A 20,610-nucleotide genomic window follows, 5' to 3' on the forward strand; every position below is an offset into this window, starting at 1 on the left:
ACATAATGATAGTTATGTTAACTATCGTGTATATTTCTTCAAACCTCCACACGGTGTTCCTATTTCCCAAATCTGGAATGCTATATAATTACTCCTAGACGCATGGGTGAGGAGGGCAGCCAAAAACGATGGAAACGATTATCGCCAATTACAAGTCCGATCCGGAATCCGTTTACCAAACCTGGTTTTTGAACAGCGACGATCGGCTCAAAGCATTCCGGAGCATTCGGAAAAGCCTCCCAAAGGTGATTTCCGAAATTGAACGCGGTACGTTCGGCAATGACTTCAAAGGCTCCAGCCTGGAGACCGTGGTTACGGCAATTTCGGAGCAGAAGCAGGTATTTGAGGGGGCGGCGCACGCTTTTTTCTGGAAGCCTAAGCTTCGCATCCCGGATATTTACGAAAACGAAACCAACCAGAAAGCTTTCGGCCGGTTCCTGAAGGCCTGTCTCGAAGCAACGACGGAAGAGCAGGTGCTTTACGAGATACATAAACTGAGCGACTTGAAAATCAAAGGCCTGGGTCCGGCGGTGGCTAACATCATATACTTTTTGCATCCCAGCTGGTTTCCTCCGTTTAATACGGCAATAGTTAATGGATTTAATATTTTATTGCATGAAAAGAAGAGGCTTGGTTCCTGGGAGGCTTATCTGGAAATGCGCGAGGTGATTCTTCAGGTAAACGCTAAGCATCGGAACACGCTTTCGAAGGATTTGGGAGCGATTGCCGGTTTATTGTTTGAAATCGGCAGCAATCGGCTGATTATCGAAGAGAATGCCGAAGCCGCGCTGAACGCTGAGCAGGAGAAGCAACTCAAAGCCCGGGCCAAGCGGCATAAGGAAGTTGCTTCGGATTTACAGGAGGAAAGCGCCCATTCGGAGATGCAATTTTACCTCGCCAAATTGGGAAAATCTCTCGGATACCGCGTTTGGATCGCCCGCAACGATCATAAAAGAGAGTGGAGCGGTCAAAAACTCGGCGAATATTCCATTCCGAAGCTATCTATTCCGGCGCTTCCTCCGGCTGTGCATGATACGGTGTCGCTGATCGACGTTCTTTGGCTGGGCGACGACGATCGCATTATCGGCGGGTTTGAAGTTGAAAAAAGCACGTCCATTTATTCGGGCATTTTAAGGCTGAACGATTTGGCTTTGTCCATTGAAAACGCGAAGGAGCATTTCTATCTGGTTGCGCCGGAAAGCAGGGAGAAGGAGATTCAAGGGCAGCTGCTGCGGCCTTCTTTTCGAACGGACGATTCCGTGTCAATTTCCTATATTTTGTTTCATGATTTGCGCTGCGACTGCGAAGCGATGTGCAAGTTCGGGCAGGACGTTACGGTACTGAACAAAATTTGCAAGGCCGTCTGATAGGGGATCACGCCAACAAATACTCATAATTTGAACATGAAATCAGGGATGAACGATGGAAGATGCACTGGGCAGAGTTAAAATATACCGAAATATAGCGAAGCTGCCGCAGCTGGATATGTTTTATCTGGATACGAAAACGGAAGGTCCGGTAATCATTTGCTTGCACGGAAGATGGGGGCGGGGTGAAACCTGGTTTGACTTCATCCGGCATTACGGCGCGAAGTATCGGGTTATTGCGCCGGACCAAAGAGGTCACGGATTCAGCGGAAAGCCCGTTTCCCGTTATACGGCGGAGGAAATGGCGGGGGATATCGCGGAGCTGCTCCGATTTTTGAAGATCGATTCGGCGATCATCGTCGGCCATTCAATGGGTGGACGCGTTGCCGGACATTTTGCCGCGCTGTATCCCGAATATACGAGGGCTGCGGCTATTCTTGACCGCTCTGCCTCCGGACCCGCCAACCCGGAGATGTTGCCGGTTTTGGAGCAAGTCGCGCCCGTTGACCCTGTGGCGAAGGATTGGCCGCTGCCGTTTGCCGATTTAAGCGAAGCTAAGGAATATATCCGGGCAACCGCCGAATCGGAGCTTGGCTATCATTATTTTATGAACAGTTTAATCGAGACGCCCGAAGGGTACCAAATGATGTTCAGCGCACAGGCGATGGCTGCCGGAATCGCGTATGACGTGGATTGGTACGGCATTCTGCCCAAGATCAAATGTCCCGTATTATTGATGCGCTCGGGCAGTCATGAAGCCGTTCCGGATGAAGATTTCCGCCGGATGGAATCCTTGCTTGCGGACGTTATGGCTTGTGAAGTGCCGCATTCCGACCACAATGTCCACTTGAGCAGTCCGGCGGAGTTTTACGGGTATATGGATGAGTTTTTGACAAGAATATAGTGAGACGAGGAGGGCGAGAAGTGGAGCCTACATATACGATTGCCGACATCTCGAAGACCATTGGCCTCAGCTACGACACGATCCGATATTATGAGAAAATCGGCCTGATGCCGTCGCCCAAACGCCAAAGCAACGGGCAGCGGGCTTACGATAAGCACGATATGGAACGTTTTAATTTCGTGAACCGTCTCAAACGCACTCAGATGCCGCTCAAGGAAATCGAACGGCTGACGAAATTGGCGGTTGACCATGATTACAAAGGCTCCTACGATGTGCTTTTCGAGCATCAGAAGAAAATCGAGGCGCAAATGGAAGAAATGAAGGAAACCTTGGAGCTGATCCGGTTCAAGCTGGACAATTATTCGATGCTGATCGAGCGCTCGGGGCTTGGGGAACGGAGCGATGCTCCGGACTGCTCGGAGGAGCTTCTTCCGCGTAACCGCTAAATCAGTATAAATCCCTGTGATGGGGCGGGCAGTTTCGGCTGTCCGCCTGTTTGTGTATTAAATCCAAAATAGTATTGACCCTGACAAACTCTTAAGATGGATATGGGGGAAAACTACTGGGGATTAATGGCGGATTTTTATTTAACAAAACCTGAGTTTATAAAAATTACAGATAAAAAGTACGGTAACGGTGCGTCAAAATTTATAGGGGAAGCCCTCGAAATTTACAGTGAGAACAACAAATAGACTGGCATTGCAATTAAAAAACTGAGCACCTCATTCCCAAAGGATCCATTTGGAAATGAGGTGTTTTCTTTTCCGTATACAATTCGGCTTATGCAGTCGGGTGAGATCAGGATTTCACCGGCGTCTTTTTTTCATTGGAGGCGAGCTTGCTCTTGTAGGTTTCGCCCCATTCTTTCATTTTCAAAATAATGGGCACCAGCGTCTGCCCGAATTCGGTTAACGAATATTCCACCTTGGGCGGAACTTGATTGTATACCTCACGGTGGACCAAGCCGTCCTCTTCCAGCTCCCGAAGCTGCAGCGTCAGCATCCGCTGGGTGATGGCTGGGCAAATTCTCCGGAACTCGTTGAATCGAATCGCTCCGCCAATCATGTGGTACAACAGCACGCCTTTCCATTTTCCTCCGATAACGTCCAGCGTGTATTCTACCGGGCAGCCTTCTCCACTGGGACATGCGCCGTATCCGCTTTTGCGATCACGCATTTTTCCGTTCAGCTCCTTAACAGTATATAAATGAATACTACATAACACGAATGTGCGTACTTACAATTTTAGAATACGTGAGATAAATTAACAACAGAAAAGAAACCCTAAATAGATACAAACGTGGAGGTAGCATAAAATGGCGAATGAAACGATGAAAGCGGTTGGCTTGTATAAATACTTACCCATTGATGACCCGGAGAGCCTTCTCGATGTCGAACTGCCGAAGCCGGTTCCGGCCGGAAGGGATTTGCTGGTGAACGTCAAAGCGATCTCCGTGAACCCGGTGGACACGAAGGTTCGTTCACCTAAAAGCCGGACGGAAACCGCGCCGAGGGTGCTTGGCTGGGATGTTGCGGGCGTAGTGGAAGCGGTTGGGCCGGAAGTTACCTTGTTCCAAGCAGGGGATGAAGTGTTTTATGCCGGCAGCATCACCCGTCCCGGCGGGAACAGCGAGTTTCATCTGGCGGATGAGCGCATCGTAGGCGCCAAACCGGCTTCGCTCGATTTTGCCCGGGCTGCGGCGTTGCCTCTGACCTCGATCACCGCTTGGGAAGGGCTGTTTGACCGGCTGCAGATCTCAACGAACAAAGCCGATAACGAAGGCAAAACCATCCTGATCATCGGCGCTGCGGGCGGTGTGGGTTCGATCGCGACGCAGCTCGCCAAATACGCCGGCTTGACGGTCATCGGGACGGCTTCACGCGCAAAGTCGGTAGAATGGGCGAAGGATCTTGGCGCGGATTACACGATCAATCACTTCGAGGATTTCGTTCCGCAGCTCAAAGCGATCGGCTTTGAACTGGTCGATTACATCTTTTGCCTGAACACGACGGAGAAGCATTGGAACAATATGGCCGCCGCCATTGCGCCGCAGGGCAAAATCTGCTCGATCGTCGAAACGGATGAGCTGCTGAACCTGACGCTGCTGAAAGACAAAAGCGTGACGTTCGTCTGGGAGCTGATGTTCACCCGTCCGATGTTCCAAACGCCGGACATGATCAGACAGCATCAAATTTTGAGCGAATTGTCCGGTCTGGTGGATCAAGGCATTATCCGGGCGACGTTAACCGAGAAGCTGGAACCGATCAATGCGGTCAACCTGCGGAAAGCGCATGCCATGCTGGAAACGGGGCAAACCGTGGGGAAGGTTGTTTTGAAGGGGTTTTAAGGGAAAGTATCTAATCTTTCGCATTTCAGGAGCATTCGATAACTCTATCTCCCCAAAAAAGAGATGGAGTTTTTGCTTATACGCAAAGATTTTCCTTCCGATTTTAAACGGTTTCAGAGATAATACAGATTGTATACATAATTTACGATAGAAATCGAGTGTTTCCAAATTTGAACATGGAGAGATCGCATGAGAACAAGGATGAATCTGCTTTTGGTATTTGCATTGTTATTCGGCTTAGGGGCGGTGAACGGCCCGAAGGCTTTGGCGCAGGGGAGTGATCCGAACGGTCAGACGTTTCGCATGGCGGTTCAGTCTTTGCCGGTTTCCCTGGATCCGGCAGAGGCGATGAACGCCACGGATAGATCCGCGGTGAAGGGGCTTTTCGAGGGCCTGGTGCGTCTGGACGAGCAGGGCAAGGCCGTACCCGGAATGGCTCAATCGTGGACCGCATCGCCCGATCTCAAAACCTATACGTTTACGCTCCGTTCCGGAGCCAAATGGAGCAACGGGCAGCCGGTCAAAGCTGCGGACTTCGAGTATGCCTGGAAAAGGGCGCTCGATCCAAACGCCTATTATCCCTATGTGTACCTGATGTACGGAATCGTCAATGCGGAAGGCTATTCCACCGGGGAAATCGGCGATGCCTCCAGGGTCGGGGTGAAAGCCCTGGATGATGCAACCCTGCAGGTCAAGCTGACCGAAGGAACCTCCACTTTTCCGCAGCAGGTGGCCGAGCCGATCTTTGATCCGGCTTATTCTTCCAATGTTAAAGTGATAGACAATCCGCTTTGGTCCATACGTCCGGATTCTCTCGTTTCCAACGGCCCGTTTGTGCTGAAAGACTTTACGAATGAGAGTTTAACGCTGGCGAAAAATCCAAGCTATTACGATGCGGCGTCGATCCGCTTTGCGACAGCACAGTTTGTGTCCGTCCCCACAGATCCGCTTGCCTCCTATAAGAACAATAAAGTGGATTGGTTTAGCGGCAATAACGGTTATTTGGATCAGGAAATGGATCTAAAAAACAATCCCGATTATCGTTCGTTTGCCATCAGCTCTACTTATTATTATCAATTCAATCTCACGAAAAAGCCTTTTACGAATCTGAAGATTCGCAAAGCGTTGTCCATGGCCGTAGATCGTCAGCAGCTCGGATACGGCACGCCGGCGTTTGGGTTCGTCCCTCCAGGGATTCGCAGCGTAACTCAGGATTTCCGTTCCGAGATACCGGATAAAGCGTATTTTCAGGAAAACGCGGCCAAAGCTCGCGAGCTGCTGAAGCAAGGCCTGGCGGAAGAGGGCTTGAAGAAGCTGCCGGAAATTACGATCACGATCAATACGGCGGACTCGCACCTGAGTATCGCAAATGCCGTCATCAACAGCTGGAAGAGAAACTTGGGAGTCTCGACCAAGGTCGTGTCCCAGGAATGGGGAACGTTCATCAATAACCGCACGAATCTGAAATATCAGATTGCGCGGGCGGGCTGGGCCGGAGATTATAACGACCCTTCGACGTTTTTGGAATACTTTATGTCCGGGGGAGCGAACGATTCCGGTTGGACCAGCAAGACTTACGACAGCTATCTGAGAAAAGCGCGCCTGGCGCCGGAAGCCGCCGATCGCGACAAGCTTTACGCCGCGGCGGAGAAGCTGCTGATCGATCAGATGGTGATTTTACCGCTGTACTACTATACGGATTTCACCGTTAGCAAACCGAACCTGGCGGGGTTGTATATGGACTACGACGACACCCTGAACTTTACCAGAGGTTACTTCAAATAAATAGGGAAAATCCCTCTTGCGAAACGAGCTTTCGCGAGGGGGATTTTTATTTTGCCGCCAAAATGAAACCTTCCGAGTGACCGAACGCATAAGCGGATGGGCAAAAATCCTGCAAAATTTGATTTGAATCCTCTTTTTGATGGATCGGCACGTTTAGAATGGGTTTTGCCGATAAACAAAATCATCAAGGAGGTTCATAATCATGAACACGGATAATCAAATTGCGCAAGACATTTACTGGGTTGGCAAAATCGACGATCGCGAGGTTCCTTTCCACAGGCTTGTGCTGGCTAAGGGGACCACGTACAATTCATACCTGCTCAAAACGGGAAAACCTACAGTCATCGACACCGTGGACATTGAATTCGGCCGCGAATTTGCGGAGCGCGTCAGCGGAATGATCGATCCTTTGGATATCGCCTACATCGTGATCAACCACACGGAACCGGACCACTCCGGAGGACTCGCCGCTCTGGCCGCCCAAGCGACCAACGCCACCATTGTATGCACGGAGATCGCCGTGCCGGAACTGCAGGAAATGTACAAGCTGCACAGCCGCCATTTCCTGGTCGTGCGGGACGGAGATACGCTGGACATTGGCGGAAAAACGCTGCTGTTCAAAGAGACTCCTTATCTGCACACCGAGGAAACGATGATCACCTATTGCGTGGAGGACAAGATCTTGTTCCCCTGCGATATTTTCAGCACCCATGTGGCCGTGCAAAGTCTGTTTGACGATGAAGCCGGATTTGACATTAGCGAGGATTTCAAAGGTTATTACAGCGCCATCATTCATCCGCACCGCAGATACGTAAGAACGCTGATGGATGCTGTTCGGGATATGGATATTCAAATGATCGCGCCTTCCCACGGTTTTATTCTCCGCACGAATGTGCGTCAATATATCGATCTGTACGATGGGCTGAGCCGCGATACGACAAAGGGCAAAAAGGCGGCCATCGTTTACACCACGCTCAAGAACAATACGAAAAAAATGGCGAACCTGCTGCGGGACGCTTTGACGGAGAGCGGCATCGAAACCGAGGTATGGGATGCGGATAAAAGCCCGGCATCGGACATTTTGGCCAGTATTGCGGTCGCGGACGCCGTCTTCGTGGGCAGTTCCACGCGGTATGCGGACATGATCGGCAATTTGGAAGCGATCCTGAAGGAAATGCTGAGCATGAACCTGGAGGGCAAGCTTGCGGCGGCGTTTGGTTCTTACGGCTGGAGCGGAGAGGCGATCGAAGTCATTCAGGATTATCTCAAGCAAACCAATATGACGGTGCAAAGCACCTCGGATGTCATCAAATCGACAGGCATGACGCATGTGGAATTCCCGATCCGCGTTCGCTTCTCGCCGAAGGACGCCGAGAAAACGCAAAAAATCAAACACGCGGCCGATTTCGTTTCCGACCTGCTGCTGAGCTCGTTGTAAGGAGGCCTGAGACTATGACTACTCCTAAGCAATTCGTGATCGTCGGCGGCGGACCGGCAGCGGTTCAAGCGGCCAAGGCGATCCGGGATCTTGAGGCGGAAGCGGAAATTACGATCCTGAGCGAGGAAAGCAGCCTGCCGTACAACCGGATCAAGCTGACCAAAGGCTTGTTTTCGGACCTGCACAGCGAAAAGGTTCTGATTAAAAAAGAAAAGTGGTTCCGGGATAACCGGATCACGGTTCGGAGCTCTACCCGGGCGGTTAGCATCGACGCGGACCGGCAGCAGGTGGAGACCGCCGGCGGAGAGCGGGTTGCGTACGATAAGCTGCTGCTCTGCACGGGCGCGAGAAATCGCGCGCTTCCCGTGGAAGGGACGGCGCTGGAGAATGTGCATGCGCTGCGCGTTTTGGGCGATGCCGACCGCTTGAAGTCGCAACTCGCGGATGGCGACCGCATCGTGGTGATCGGCGGCGGCGTGCAGGGTTTGGAGACGGCTTGGGCGCTGCATGAAGGCGGCTACCGGGTAACCGTGATCGAAGCGTCTCCCCGCCTGATGGCGAGACAGCTGGACGAGGTTTCGTCCGAGCGGCTGCGCCAAGTTTTGGAGGCGGCTGGCGTACAGGTGATTTTACAGCGCGGGGTTGCTGCGATAAGCGGAGCGGAGAAGGCAAGCGGCGTCGTGTTGAACGACCAAACGGAAATCGGCTGCGAGCATGTCGTGTATTCCATCGGGATTGTGCCGAATACGGATTTGGCGCAAAATACCGCGATCGAAGTCCGGATGGGCATTTTGGCGAATGAGCGCCTTGAAACGAGCGTTCCGCAGGTTTACGCTGCCGGAGACGTCGCCGAGATTGGCGGGATCGTGGAAGGCTTATGGGGATCCGCCATGGAGCAGGGACGCGTTGCGGGAACCAACATGGCCGCTGCCGAGTCCGAGGTTTACCGCAAACCGGTGCCTGTGACACTGTTCAACGCGTTTGGCATTTCGCTGTTTTCGATGGGAGATATCGATGAGGCTCGTTGCGATTTGACGTTCTCGTCGTCAGAGGATGGCGTCTACACGCATGTGTTTGTGAAAGATAACACAATAGTCGGCGCCATTTCCTGGGAAGGAGCGGCCGCGTCGCTCAGCTATAAGGCGGCGATTGAACGGGGAATCTGCCTTGACGGCTTGGACCTCCCGAATAGTACGGTTGGTGCTATTATGGCGGCTGTGGAAGAGAAACTGGAGAATTGATTTTTAAAAAACTCTTTTGAAGGAGATGCTTATTCATGCAAAAATATATTTGTCAGCCTTGCGGTTATATCTATGATCCCGCCCTTGGCGATCCCGATGAGGATATCGCGCCGGGCACCGCTTTTGAGGATTTGCCGGACGACTGGGTGTGCCCGGTTTGCGGCGAAGACAAGAGCCATTTTGCGCCGGTGCCGGACAAATCCAAGACGGCTTCTTAATTTGAGCGTGTTGTTGGAACATGGAAGTTAGAGCCTTAAGGAGGACCCGAGAGATGCTGGAAACACCTTGTCTACATTGTCAATATGCAGCGGAGCCCTGTACGCGAAACGTGCCGATATTCGCCTCGCTGGCCGATGCCGATCTGTCGCGAATCAGCGCCATGATCCGGCACCGTGAATTTGTGAAAGGCGAACCGCTGCTGGTGGAGCAGCAGCCGATCGATACGCTGTACATCATTCAGCACGGGCATGTGAAGTTGTCTAAAACGACGCCGGAAGGGAAGGAGCAGATCCTGCACATCCTGACCGCGGGGGACTTCTTCGGCGAACTGAGCATTTTCAACAGCGACGAACTCAGCAACTTCAGCGCCTATGCGCTGAAGGACACGGGTATCTGCATGCTGACCCGCACGGACATGGAGCGGCTGATCCTGGAGAACCCGGAGATCGCGGTGAAACTCCTGCAAATCGTCACCAAACGGCTCGCCCACACCGAAAATTTGGCTCAAAGCCTGGCGACCAAGGACCCGGAAATCCGCATCGCCTACATGATCCTGGAGCTCTGCGACAAATACGGCAAACCGCGCGGCAGCCGCATTCACATCGACCTCCCCCTATCCCGCGAAGAAATGGCCAACTATGTCGGCGTTACCCGCGAAACGATCAGCCGCAAATTCGCCCTGTTCGAAAACTCCGGCTTGATCGAGCTGATCGGCAACAAAGTGATGATCGTCAAGAATCGGGAGTCGTTTGAGGGGATTATTGATTAGGGTGGAGAGGGTTGGAAGTAGGGGGAAACTTCATAAGGACAGTTGAAACTCCGGTCTGGGTGGCCGGAGTTTTTCTTTTGGTAAGGGGGGCGTTCAGGATTGAGCAATGGGAGTTGAAAAAAGGAAAATGCGGGTCTTCGTCTAATATATCGATATAGATGGTGGACGAATTGATATGATCAGAGAAATAGATTCAGTTTACAACCCTGCGGGATCAAATCCGTTGGTCCCAGTCGCTAGCGTAAGACTTTCGGGTTCGTAGAAACATTATCAGAAATTACCGAGATAAAAGGAGAAAATAAACCAATGAAGTCATTTATACAATTGATTAAGAAAACTTGAAAAATTTTTTTGATAAACAACTTAAAGGTTTTTATTTTGGAGAAGACGAGGTAAAGAAATCTTGAGGGTGATCCAAAACATAGTGTTCACGCAGTGGGCCGGCTTGCAGCCTTAAGTCGGTAGGACATCATGAGTATGGGAGTATTATAGGAAACGATAAAAAAATAATGAGGAGCGAATAATATGCTTGCGCTTAGATTTACTCAAAAACTCTTGAAAGACATGAAAGTCGCTCCAGTCGAATTGGGAGCTGTCGACTCGTTATTTAGTTGGCATGTGAACATACTCCAATTAAGAAGAAAACACATAATATTTGTAAATGATTCTAGTCGCATGTGTCTAGTGATTGATGGTATTAGGAGTTCCCAAATTGATAAATTAAAAGATAAGTTTAATAATGAACTGAAAGATTATTTAATATTTGAGGGAATCAGGAAAACCGTTATTGATCAGTATTTTTTTGAAGCTGGGGAATTTCATATTGGAAAGACAAATAACAAAAGCGTTTTAGGAACTATGAATGAGATGGCTTTGTATAGCAGTATTAAAGAGTTTAATTATACTTTTCACCTTACTTCTTGGTTAAATGCTAGAATTTTCAAACCCATAGACTACGAAAAACCCATTAATGTATTCAAGAAAGAACTAGCAAAAAATTATTAATGATCTCTAGAAAAGTAACTCAAGTAGGCGCTGGTAACCACATAGCGCCGTATTCGAGAATCGCAACCTAATGACTTCTCGATCTGCCAAAGGCATTTTGAAATAGCTGGATCGGGAGGAAACCTTTCAAACTTAACCGCATCAGGGCCGCTCCGTTGGGACTTAAGGGAGTTGGACGTTGTAAATACGAGAACGTTATGATCGGACTGACACCCTTGGTCGCAGATGTGGCTAAGGGAGCAATTGCTGTGACCACGAACTTCGGAGGTTCGTGAATGTAACAACGAAAGGAACTACGACTAATAAATATTAGGAGTTAATTTAATGAAGCTAACAGCATTAAATAAAGAACTCGCATTTAAGGAAGTTCCACTCGTATTTGTTGGCGATACATATGAAGATGTTTTTACTCGTAAGAACAATAAGTCGTTGCTTGAAACTATAAATAATAGAAGATATGAGAAGTTTAGAATAAAGGTAATGAATGACTACAGTACATATCTAAATTACAAACTTGGTGATTTTTTACTAGAACTGAAGAATAACAATGATTTGTACTATAAAGAATTTTTAAACAAGAACGGAGATAAGACATATGCTGAATTTGTAATTGAAGACCCTCAAGTAAAGAAATCAAAGGGGTTATATTTATTTTGTGTTAATGACCTTGTTAAATATATTGGAAGATGTAGAGATTCTTTCGGAAAACGAATAAATCAAGGTTATGGCAAGATTCATCCAAAGAATTGTTTTATTGATGGTCAATCAACAAATTGCCACTTGAATAACTTAGTCTCCATAAATAAAGGATCTACTAAATTTTTTATTTATAAATTAACAGAAGATAAAGAAATAACAATTATTGAAGAAGAGCTTATAAAGAAATATAAACCAGAGTGGAATGTCGCTCTTAAATCATTTTGAAGGTTTTTCATAGAAGGCATACCAGCATAATACATCGTAGTCACGTTGCGGGCTAGTTTTGCGCTTGGATTCCAGAAGGCCAAAGGCGAGAAAACAGGCTCAGGCAATCAACCTTAATAGACCAAGTGTGTTTCACGCATTATGCATACATCTACGGCCCTGAGGAGGGATTTTGGGGATGCATGAGAACTGGACACTTCCGACTACGGACTGAAAATAAATACAAAGCAGAAATCTTAAAAAAGGAGGGATTTTATTGGAGATACATTATAGTAATGCACTGAGTGAGATAATCACAAATTTATTCGAACCAAAACTTGCGGAGATAGGATTTAAGAGGACGAAAAATACTTTTTATAGGGATATAAATGATATACGTCAAGTATGTCATTTATGGAAAAGTAGAACAAATAGTTCAATGTCTGCTTCATTTTCAATTTCAATACTCATAGGCCACCCTAAATTTGCTAAGATGGCAGGTATAAAACTGTCTGAACATGGATCAACGATACTGGGTATACCTATGGCTACATTAGTAGAGAAAGTACTTAAGAAAAAAACATATTTAAATTGGTATTCGATTGGTGACATTCCTGGATTTGAGCCTTATGGGGGGATATCAGAAAATACTTTCGATTTGGATGATCCGTTCACTAGGTATGATCGAATATGGAAAGATCCAAATAAATTGATATATATATTAAATCAAGATATTTCTAATTGTATAATTCCATTTTTTGAGCAATACAATAACGAAACAAATATGCTTACTATATAATGGAAAATGATTATTATGATAATTTGGGTTATATTGGTAAGTTATACGTAGCGGTGAAAGAGATAGAAGATGGCGATTACAACTTAGGAATAAATAAATTAAAAGAATTAAATGAATCAACATATCAAATCAACAATAAATACATAAATAATTATTTGAGTAAATCTCTAGATTAGTCAAGTAGGCCTCCTAATCGTATAACAACATATTCATGCATCAGGGCTACTGCCCTTCGGTTGCCAGATATAATCATGGAAGACGCTCAGACAACAAAAGACCCAGCCTAAGATAAGAGCTATCAAAGATTGGGGTATTTCGTACATACTAGGACGTTATCGGAAATTGCCGAGAGATAGACGAGAATATAGATATTGATGATGAGTATCCTCAGATCAGAGGGGAGGATATTATTCAAGATTGGCATAAAAAGACAGGGAGGGCATTTATGATCATATTCAAGGAAATAGATTGGAAAAATTTTTTTGATGTCATTAAGGCTTAGTGTAGCCGAAGAACAAAGAAAGTTTGTAGCGACAAATTTATTTTCGCTCGCACAGGCTAAGGCATTCCAGGAGTGCATTTGCTTCGTTATTTATCACGATGAGGTTCTAGTGGGATTTAAGATGTATTGTATGGATGAAGAAGATCATGAATATTGGATTTATCGGTTAATGATAGATGATAAGCATCAGTCCGATGACTATGGGGCGGCTGCTTTGAAGAAACTCATCGGTAGGATTCAAGAAGATATACAACATCGGGTCATATACATAAGCTTTAAACCAGAGAATGTTTGGGCAACACGTTTATACGAAAAATTAGGTTTTGAAGCAGATGGCCGGGTGAAAGATGGGGAAGTCGTTTATAAACTGGAATGTTAATCGGATAAGAGAAGCATTGTATCAATAACGGAGATTTTCGCGAAAGCGGAGGTCTCCGTTTTTGATGGCAGCTGCCGATGCGCAGAATAAGGCCGGATACCAGTAGGGGAACGGCGGCATGACCGAGTTCATGGATCATGGTGGTGTCCAGCATTCAAAATTAGTCCTAGAAAGGGATTAGTCTCGAGCTTAGCTCTCATTATATTAGAACGAAAAAACATTTAAAAAGGCGAACAAACTTTCGATTTCGGACCCGATTCAGTGCTATAATGGAGGGGTGATGGAGGATGGCGGAAAATGAATGAAAACAAGGACATGCTGCATTCATATAACAGTACTTGTCGCCCGGATGAGGCTGAACTGCGGACTGTCAGGGAAGGATCGCTAGTGTTTGCGGAAATCGAGTTGGATGAGCCGGGGCTAGCGCCTTCGCAGGCGGGCGGGATTGCGGATCCAGAGTTAGCCGATGAACGGAAGACGGACGAGGGTTCGGCTGTTTTTACTGCTTCGGAGAAGTCAACAACAAGCCGGGTGGTGGCCCCTGCTGCAAACGAGCGCCAGCTCGATTGGGGCAGGGATTTTCGCTATCTGACCCGGGAGCAGCAATTCGTACTGAAAGCGCGGGAGTTGATTTGGGAGCCGGTGGAACCGGCGGACTTCGTTCCGTTTCAAACCTATTGGCCTACATATGAGCAAATGGCGCCGTCGCAGCTCCGCTGGTATTTGTATTGGCGCGGAGAGGTGCATGCAGGGCGGTATCCGGACAACGACCTCTCTTACTTGTTCATCTATCTGTACGAGTTGATTCACGGAGTAGGCTGGACTACGCCCGTCCAAGGGGCGGAGCTGATGCGCGAGGTGTGGCTGGCATACCGGCACCGCTACCCGAAACTGGACGGCTATGTGCGGGAATGGCTGTATGATTTTGCGGTCGTCTTCAATCTGGAGCTGCCGGAGCCGGTAGGCATGCAACAAATTCCGCGCACGTTATCCATTGAGCTTCAGGAGCTTGAATGGAAGCGGCATTTCCTTGCCGAGCCGCTGGAGCTGAATTGGGAGCTGCTGCGGCGGCTGATCGATTACGAGGTGGAAAAGAGCCGGTTCTACAGCAAGGAAGGACGCAAGGAGCTTAGCATCTTCGCGCCGAAGGTCGTGACTCTGGCGGACGGCTACTGGAGGAAGCTGACCGGGAAAAGGCTGCTGGAGCGTTACATGCCTCCGATGAAGCAGGTGGAGCGGTTCCTGTTCCGCAGCGCGGTATACGATCATGATACGTACGGGCGAACGGCGGGAGTCTCTGTGCAATCGATCAGCGGGCATGCGCCGTTGCGGACCTATTTAACACAGCTGGTACGGCTGACCGAGAACAAGCTGCGGGAGCTGACCGGCGTCAAGGGCAAGCTCCGCGGCGTAGAGGTGGAACCGGAGATCGAACGGCTCGTCGCCAAATATGTGGAGCAGGAATTCCAGCGGAGAAGAACGAAGCAGGCGCGGGAGAATGCACCGAAGGTCAAGCTGAATGCCGCGAGGCTGAAAAGGCTCCAGCAGGAGTCGGACGAGGTGCGGGAGCTGCTGCTCCTTGATGAAGCCGCTGAGACGAAGCGGCCCGATACCGTTACATTTCTGGCTAAAGGTGAGCAACTAGGAAACGGCGGCCAGAGGAATGAAGACAGATCCGGTGCGGCAGCGGCGATGGAGAGAACGAATTCGGCAGCCGACGGCAGGAAGAAAAAGGCGGGTTCTGCGGCGAAGCCCCCTCTTCTACAGGTGGAGTTCGATTTTGAGCAAAGCTGGGGGTTGAAGGAAGGAGATCCGCCACGTATGCCGAGTGTTCGTAACGAATCCGAGGTACAGGAAAACGAGATCATGATAGAAGCAAAGGGACAAGCAGCCGGGCCGGGAAATCAGGCCACCTTAGACCGAGCACTGTCGTGGGAATTGAGCGTGATACCGGAACAATGGAGAGAGCTGCTGTCACGGCTCGCTCCTGCTCATCGAAAGCTGCTGGCGTCGATGCTGCAAGGCGAAGGGGCCGCTTCGCAGTTCGCTATTGCCGAACAAGCCGGCTCGATGCCGGAGCTCATGCATGACGAGATCAACGAGTCGTCGATGGAGCGGCTTGGCGATCTGCTGATCGACGGAGGCGACATTGCGCCGGAATATGCTGAGGAGCTGGATCGATGGCTGAAGATTTATATGGAGGTGATTGAATGAAACAGGCGCAAATTCCGAAGCGGCTGACGACGGCGCTCGTCAATTCGTTGACGGCAGGGGTAGTGCCGCGGGTCGGGCTGGAGCATATTGCGGTCGGGCGGAAGCCGGAGGTTGCTTCCATGCTGCAGGATCTGGAAAATATCGCGGAAGGGGGAGCGGCCTTTCGCCTGATCACCGGCCGCTATGGCAGCGGCAAAAGCTTCCTGCTGCAAATGATGCGCAATTACGCGATGGACCGCGAGTTTGTCGTCTGCGACGCCGATCTGTCGCCGGAGCGGAGGCTGGTTGGAACGAAGGGACAGGGGCTGGCGACTTACCGTGAGCTGATGAGCCATCTGTCAACCCGGACCCGTCCCGACGGCGGTGCGCTGGAGCCGATGCTGCAACGGTGGATTACCGCGCTCCAGCAGGAGCAAATGCAGACTACGGGTCTGCGGCCGGGTGATCCGCAGCTTCTGGAGGCGGTTGAGCTGCGTATTTATGGGGTGGCCGGAGAGATGCAGAACCAGGTGCACGGATTTGATTTTGCCCGAGTGCTGTCGGCTTATTGGAGCGGCTACAAGCTCGGCGAGGACGAACGAAAAGCGACGGCGCTCCGTTGGCTGCGCGGTGAAATTCCGACCAAAACCGAAGCGCGCAAAGAGCTTGGCGTCGGGGTCATCATCGAAGACGACAACTGGTATGATTATATGAAGCTGTGGGCGGAGTTCGCGGTGCGGATCGGGTACAAGGGGCTGCTGCTGTTCATTGATGAAGGGGTCAACTTGTATAAAATAACGAATAGCGTTTCCCGCCAAAGCAATTACGAGAAGCTGCTTACGATGTTCAACGACACGATGCAGGGCAAGGCGGAGCATCTCGGCATCTATCTGGGCGGCACGCCCCAGTTTGTCGAGGACGGGCGCCGGGGGCTGTTCAGCTATGATGCGCTTCGGACGCGGCTGATGGACGGAAGGTACAGCAGCGGCGCGTATCGGACGTATACTTCGCCGCTTTTGCGGCTGGATATGCTGTCCCATGAGGAAATCATGATTCTGCTGCAAAGGCTGCGGGAGATCCATGCGATGCATTTCGGCTATGAGGCGAAGCTGACGGATGATCAATTGATCGCCTTCATGCAGGCGGCGGTGTACCGGCTGGGCGCGGACGAACTCCTCACAACCCGGGAGGTCGTACGGGACTTCATGGATGTGCTTCATATGCTGCACCAGCATACAGAGTTGACCTTCGAGGCGTTGATGGGAGAGCGCGAGCAGATGCTTGCCGCTTCCGGAGGCGTGCGAAAGAGCGGAGGGAACGGTTCAGAGTCAGGTTCAGGCGGAACGGATGGAGCCGGCGATGAGCTGGATGATCTTCTTGCGGAGTTTGAGCTATGAACGGACCGGTGACTTTTTCCAGGCTGGCGCCGTTTATTCAGGAATACATTTACCGAAAAGGGTGGGATGATCTCCGCGAGGCTCAGGTTGAAGCGTGCCGCGTGCTGATGGATACGCCTCATCATTTGCTTATCGCTTCGGGAACGGCTTCGGGCAAAACGGAGGCGGCGTTTTTTCCGGCGTTGACCGAGCTGTATGAGCGGCCTTCGGAGTCGGTCGGCATTCTGTATATCGGCCCGTTGAAGGCTTTGATTAATGACCAGTTCGAGCGGATCAAGGAGCTGCTGCGGGAGGGCGAGGTTCCGGTATGGCACTGGCACGGCGACGTTGCGCAAACGGAGAAGACGAAGCTGATGCAGCGGCCTTGCGGCGTTCTGCAAATTACGCCTGAGTCGCTGGAGGGATTGCTGATGAACCGGCCGAATGCGATTCCGGCGTTATTCCATGATCTGCGCTACATTATGATTGACGAGGTGCACGCCTTTATGGGCGCGGATCGGGGCATTCAGGTGCAGAGCCAACTGAGCCGCCTGGAGCGGATGGCCTCCTGCACGCCGCGCAGAATCGGCTTGTCCGCCACCTTAAGCGATTATGACACCGCTGCGCATTGGCTTGCCGGGGGAAGCCGGCAGGCGGTTGAGGTCGTATCGCCGCAGGGCGGGCGCAAGCTGAAGCTGTCGGTGGAGCATTTTTCGTTCCCCGATGCGCGCGATGAGCGGGAAGCCGAGCATCTGGAGCTAGCCAAGCAGAATTACTACAATTTTATCTATGATCATACCCGTCTGAAAAAAGCGCTCGTCTTCACCAACAGCCGTTCCGACGCCGAGCTGACGACGCTGGAACTGCGCCGGATCGCGGCCAAACGGGAGGAACGCGATGTGTTCCATGTGCATCACGGAAGCATATCCGCGATGCTGCGGGAGGAGACCGAGGCCGCGCTGCGCTCCGGTCCCGGTCCGGCGGTGGCCGCAGCGACAGTCACGCTGGAGCTGGGCATCGATCTGGGCGAGCTGGAGCGGGTGATCCAGCTCGGTGCGCCGTACAGCTGCTCCAGCTTTGTGCAGCGGCTGGGGCGGTCCGGACGCCGGGGCGATCAGGCGTCCGAAATGATGTTCCTCTGCGCGGAGGAAGAGGATGAGGACGCGCAGCTGCCTGCCCGCATGCCGTGGACGCTGCTGCGGGCAATCGCGGTCATCGAGCTGTATATCCGCGAGAGATGGGTTGAGCCGCCGGCGCTGCGGCGCAAGCCGGTCGGGGTACTGTATCATCAGACGATGAGCATCCTCAAGAGCATCGGCGAAGCCGAGCCCGCCGAGCTGGCGCAGGCGGTACTGACGCTGCCGGCTTTTCGCGAGATCGAGCCGGAGGAGTATCGGCAGCTTTTGCAATATTTGCTGCAGACCGACCATATCCAGCAGACGGACGAAGGCACGCTGATCATCGGGCTTGGCGGAGAGAAAGTCGTCAATAACTTCCGCTTCTATGCGGTGTTCAAGGACGATGAGGAGCATGCCGTTTACAACGGGTCCGAGGAGATCGGCAGTATTACGACAGTGCCGCCTCCCGGCTACTGCTTTACGCTGGCGGGTAAGCTGTGGAAGGTAGAAGAGGTCGACAGCAAGCACAAGGCGGTGTACGTCAAGCCTTCCCGGGGCAAGGTGGATACGCTGTGGCTCGGCGGAGGCGGGGATATTCACAGCCGGGTCATGCAAAAAATGCGTCAAGTTCTGGAAGAATATACGCTCTACCCGTATTTGGCGCCCGGCGCAGTAAACCGGCTGGAGCGGGCGCGCCGATTGGCCCGTGAGACCGGACTGCTGGACAGCCCGGTCATTCCGGCAGGGGGGGATTCGCTGTTTATTGTGCCGTGGGCGGGCAGCAAGCAGTTTCGTACGTTGGAGCGGCTGCTCAAGCACAATCTCTATGAGCCGATGAAGCTGCGCCAGGTCGTCCCGATGGAGCCGTATTACATGGTCGTCGCCGGAGGGGCGGAGGCGGGCGAGTTGCTGTCGGCAGTCCGCGCGGAGTTGGCCGGCACCCAGGATGCCGGGTCACTGCTGGGCGAAGGAGAGGCACCATATCTCGGCAAATACGACGAGTTCGTGCCTCCGGAGCTGGTACAGCGTGCTTTTGCCGTGGACGGGCTGGATATGCCTGGCTTGATGGAGGCGCTTAAGGAGCGGTTATAGAAGGAGTGAGTGAGGATGGCTGGCAAGACAAAGGTGCTCATGCCGCAGCTTCCGGCAGAGGATCTGCTCGAGAGCCGGGATTGGGAAGACCTGCTGGATGACCCGGATCATGAGCTGGTAGAGGCAAAAATCAGCGGAGCCAGGTATGAGCAAGAAGTGCTGGAGCGCTGCATTTTAGCGAAGGCGGTGCTTGAAGGGTGCTCTTTTACAGGAACCGTGTTCGAGCGGATGGATCTGACGGATGCGGTGCTGGAGCATTGCGACCTGTCCAACGCCGTGCTGAGCAAGGGCGTCGTTCATCGCGTGCATTTTAAGGACTGCAAATTGACGGGCGTCAATCTATCCAAGGCGAATCTCGGGAATGTAACGTTCGAGAACTGCGTGATGAATCTGGCCGACTTGGCCGAATCTTCGTTGAAGCAGGTGAGGTTTACCGGCTGCGTGCTGGAGAACGCCAGCTTTTACGGCTGCAAACTGAAGGATGCGGAACTGGAGCATTGCGATCTGAACGAGGCGGATTTTAACGAAACTTCACTGAAGGGCATCGACATCAGCACCTGTACTTACGACCGAATTGATATGCCAATGCAGGCGCTATCCGGCTGCACGGTATCGCCGGAGCAAGCGATCGGCTTCGCCAAGCTGCTGGGGCTAAAGGTGAAAGGGTAGCCGTTAACTTCGGAACTACGGACTGAAAATTAAACTGGATATAATGCCGAAAGCACCGGAAGACAGAACTCCTCATGGGGGACTGTCTTTTTTGGTCATATATACCCCGCACAAGTACTTATACAGATCATTTATAAACATCGCCCCTAGAGCCGATCGTTACAATATCTGGCCGGTTTGAGTAAGAACCAACTGAGGCAGATGTGATAATAGGCGGGTTCATGCTACTAGGTACAACAAAAGGAAAAGGGGGAAAAGGTAGTAACTCGACAACTCCCATTAGACTCTTAACCTAATCTCACTTCTCAACTATAGAGCTCAACTAACTGGAAATTCTCCAGCTAATTTGTCTTTTGTGGAGTTTGGTCGAATATTAACTGGAAATTCTCCATCTAAATCATTGATTTAGGACGTAGACTGACTCGTTTGCCGAAATTAGTTAAGATGAACGAAAGGCAGCCCCTGTTCGCACACCGTAGGTTAAAATGGAAGTGATAGACCACC

At 50.9% G+C, this 20,610-nt stretch carries 19 protein-coding genes; 18 read left to right on the forward strand and 1 reads right to left on the reverse strand.

Translation table 11 applies throughout. The features are described 5' to 3' along the window. Positions 1 to 128: 128 nt before the first annotated feature. From ACI48K_RS09295 to ACI48K_RS09310, 4 genes are all read left to right on the forward strand, one after another. Positions 129 to 1,367: a hypothetical protein gene (locus ACI48K_RS09295; RefSeq protein ID WP_475027321.1), complete on the forward strand. Its 1,239-nt coding sequence runs from the start codon at positions 129 to 131 to the stop codon at positions 1,365 to 1,367. Positions 1,368 to 1,422: 55 nt separating this feature from the next. Beyond that, on the forward strand, positions 1,423 to 2,271 hold the full coding sequence (locus ACI48K_RS09300; RefSeq protein ID WP_475027322.1) for an alpha/beta fold hydrolase: 849 nt from the start codon (positions 1,423 to 1,425) through the stop codon (positions 2,269 to 2,271). A gap of 20 nt (positions 2,272 to 2,291) precedes the next feature. Continuing rightward, on the forward strand, positions 2,292 to 2,717 hold the full coding sequence (locus ACI48K_RS09305; protein WP_475027323.1) for a MerR family transcriptional regulator: 426 nt from the start codon (positions 2,292 to 2,294) through the stop codon (positions 2,715 to 2,717). 102 nt (positions 2,718 to 2,819) lie between these two features. Next, entirely contained in the window at positions 2,820 to 2,963 is a 144-nt protein-coding gene (locus tag ACI48K_RS09310) for a TipAS antibiotic-recognition domain-containing protein (RefSeq protein ID WP_475027324.1), read from the forward strand. Positions 2,964 to 3,069: 106 nt separating this feature from the next. Here the strand turns inward: ACI48K_RS09310 and ACI48K_RS09315 are convergent, their stop codons facing one another. Continuing rightward, a complete protein-coding gene (locus tag ACI48K_RS09315; protein WP_475027325.1) occupies positions 3,070 to 3,447 on the reverse strand; it encodes a winged helix-turn-helix transcriptional regulator in 378 nt (125 codons plus the stop codon). A 139-nt stretch (positions 3,448 to 3,586) separates the two neighbouring features. On the opposite strand from ACI48K_RS09315, the gene ACI48K_RS09320 reads away from it, so the two are divergent. The 14 genes from ACI48K_RS09320 (at position 3,587) to ACI48K_RS09385 (ending at position 20,106) form a co-directional block, all read left to right on the forward strand. After that, complete coding sequence (locus ACI48K_RS09320) at positions 3,587 to 4,618, forward strand: zinc-binding alcohol dehydrogenase family protein (protein WP_475027326.1); 1,032 nt, start codon at positions 3,587 to 3,589, stop codon at positions 4,616 to 4,618. 189 nt (positions 4,619 to 4,807) lie between these two features. Then, positions 4,808 to 6,403 carry a peptide ABC transporter substrate-binding protein gene (locus tag ACI48K_RS09325; protein ID WP_475027327.1) on the forward strand — a complete coding sequence of 532 codons (1,596 nt, stop codon included), beginning with the start codon at positions 4,808 to 4,810 and terminating at the stop codon, positions 6,401 to 6,403. Positions 6,404 to 6,605: 202 nt separating this feature from the next. Then, positions 6,606 to 7,841: an FprA family A-type flavoprotein gene (locus tag ACI48K_RS09330; RefSeq protein ID WP_475027328.1), complete on the forward strand. Its 1,236-nt coding sequence runs from the start codon at positions 6,606 to 6,608 to the stop codon at positions 7,839 to 7,841. Between the two features lie 14 nt (positions 7,842 to 7,855). Continuing rightward, positions 7,856 to 9,082 carry an NAD(P)/FAD-dependent oxidoreductase gene (locus ACI48K_RS09335; RefSeq protein WP_475027329.1) on the forward strand — a complete coding sequence of 409 codons (1,227 nt, stop codon included), beginning with the start codon at positions 7,856 to 7,858 and terminating at the stop codon, positions 9,080 to 9,082. A gap of 35 nt (positions 9,083 to 9,117) precedes the next feature. Beyond that, positions 9,118 to 9,300 carry a rubredoxin gene (gene rd, locus ACI48K_RS09340; protein WP_475027330.1) on the forward strand — a complete coding sequence of 61 codons (183 nt, stop codon included), beginning with the start codon at positions 9,118 to 9,120 and terminating at the stop codon, positions 9,298 to 9,300. A 53-nt stretch (positions 9,301 to 9,353) separates the two neighbouring features. Beyond that, positions 9,354 to 10,070 carry a Crp/Fnr family transcriptional regulator gene (locus ACI48K_RS09345; RefSeq protein ID WP_475027331.1) on the forward strand — a complete coding sequence of 239 codons (717 nt, stop codon included), beginning with the start codon at positions 9,354 to 9,356 and terminating at the stop codon, positions 10,068 to 10,070. Positions 10,071 to 10,595: 525 nt separating this feature from the next. Further along, positions 10,596 to 11,075, forward strand: a complete 480-nt coding sequence (locus ACI48K_RS09350) for a DUF6933 domain-containing protein (RefSeq protein WP_475027332.1) — start codon at positions 10,596 to 10,598, stop codon at positions 11,073 to 11,075. 324 nt (positions 11,076 to 11,399) lie between these two features. Continuing rightward, positions 11,400 to 11,999 (forward strand): GIY-YIG nuclease family protein, encoded by a 600-nt coding sequence (locus ACI48K_RS09355; protein ID WP_475027333.1) that lies wholly within the window; start codon positions 11,400 to 11,402, stop codon positions 11,997 to 11,999. Between the two features lie 256 nt (positions 12,000 to 12,255). Further along, positions 12,256 to 12,777: a hypothetical protein gene (locus ACI48K_RS09360; protein ID WP_475027334.1), complete on the forward strand. Its 522-nt coding sequence runs from the start codon at positions 12,256 to 12,258 to the stop codon at positions 12,775 to 12,777. 485 nt (positions 12,778 to 13,262) lie between these two features. Beyond that, positions 13,263 to 13,658, forward strand: a complete 396-nt coding sequence (locus ACI48K_RS09365) for a GNAT family N-acetyltransferase (RefSeq protein ID WP_475027335.1) — start codon at positions 13,263 to 13,265, stop codon at positions 13,656 to 13,658. 297 nt (positions 13,659 to 13,955) lie between these two features. Further along, complete coding sequence (locus ACI48K_RS09370; RefSeq protein WP_475027336.1) at positions 13,956 to 15,872, forward strand: TerB N-terminal domain-containing protein; 1,917 nt, start codon at positions 13,956 to 13,958, stop codon at positions 15,870 to 15,872. Then, positions 15,869 to 17,248, forward strand: coding sequence for an ATP-binding protein (locus ACI48K_RS09375; protein WP_475027337.1), 1,380 nt, complete (start codon positions 15,869 to 15,871; stop codon positions 17,246 to 17,248). Before ACI48K_RS09370 ends, ACI48K_RS09375 begins: the two co-directional genes overlap by 4 nt. Next, complete coding sequence (locus tag ACI48K_RS09380) at positions 17,245 to 19,437, forward strand: DEAD/DEAH box helicase (RefSeq protein WP_475027338.1); 2,193 nt, start codon at positions 17,245 to 17,247, stop codon at positions 19,435 to 19,437. The genes ACI48K_RS09375 and ACI48K_RS09380 overlap by 4 nt, the downstream gene beginning before the upstream one ends. A gap of 15 nt (positions 19,438 to 19,452) precedes the next feature. After that, positions 19,453 to 20,106 (forward strand): pentapeptide repeat-containing protein, encoded by a 654-nt coding sequence (locus ACI48K_RS09385; RefSeq protein ID WP_475027339.1) that lies wholly within the window; start codon positions 19,453 to 19,455, stop codon positions 20,104 to 20,106. Positions 20,107 to 20,610: the final 504 nt, after the last annotated feature.

The organism is Paenibacillus terrisolis, assembly GCF_056171975.1.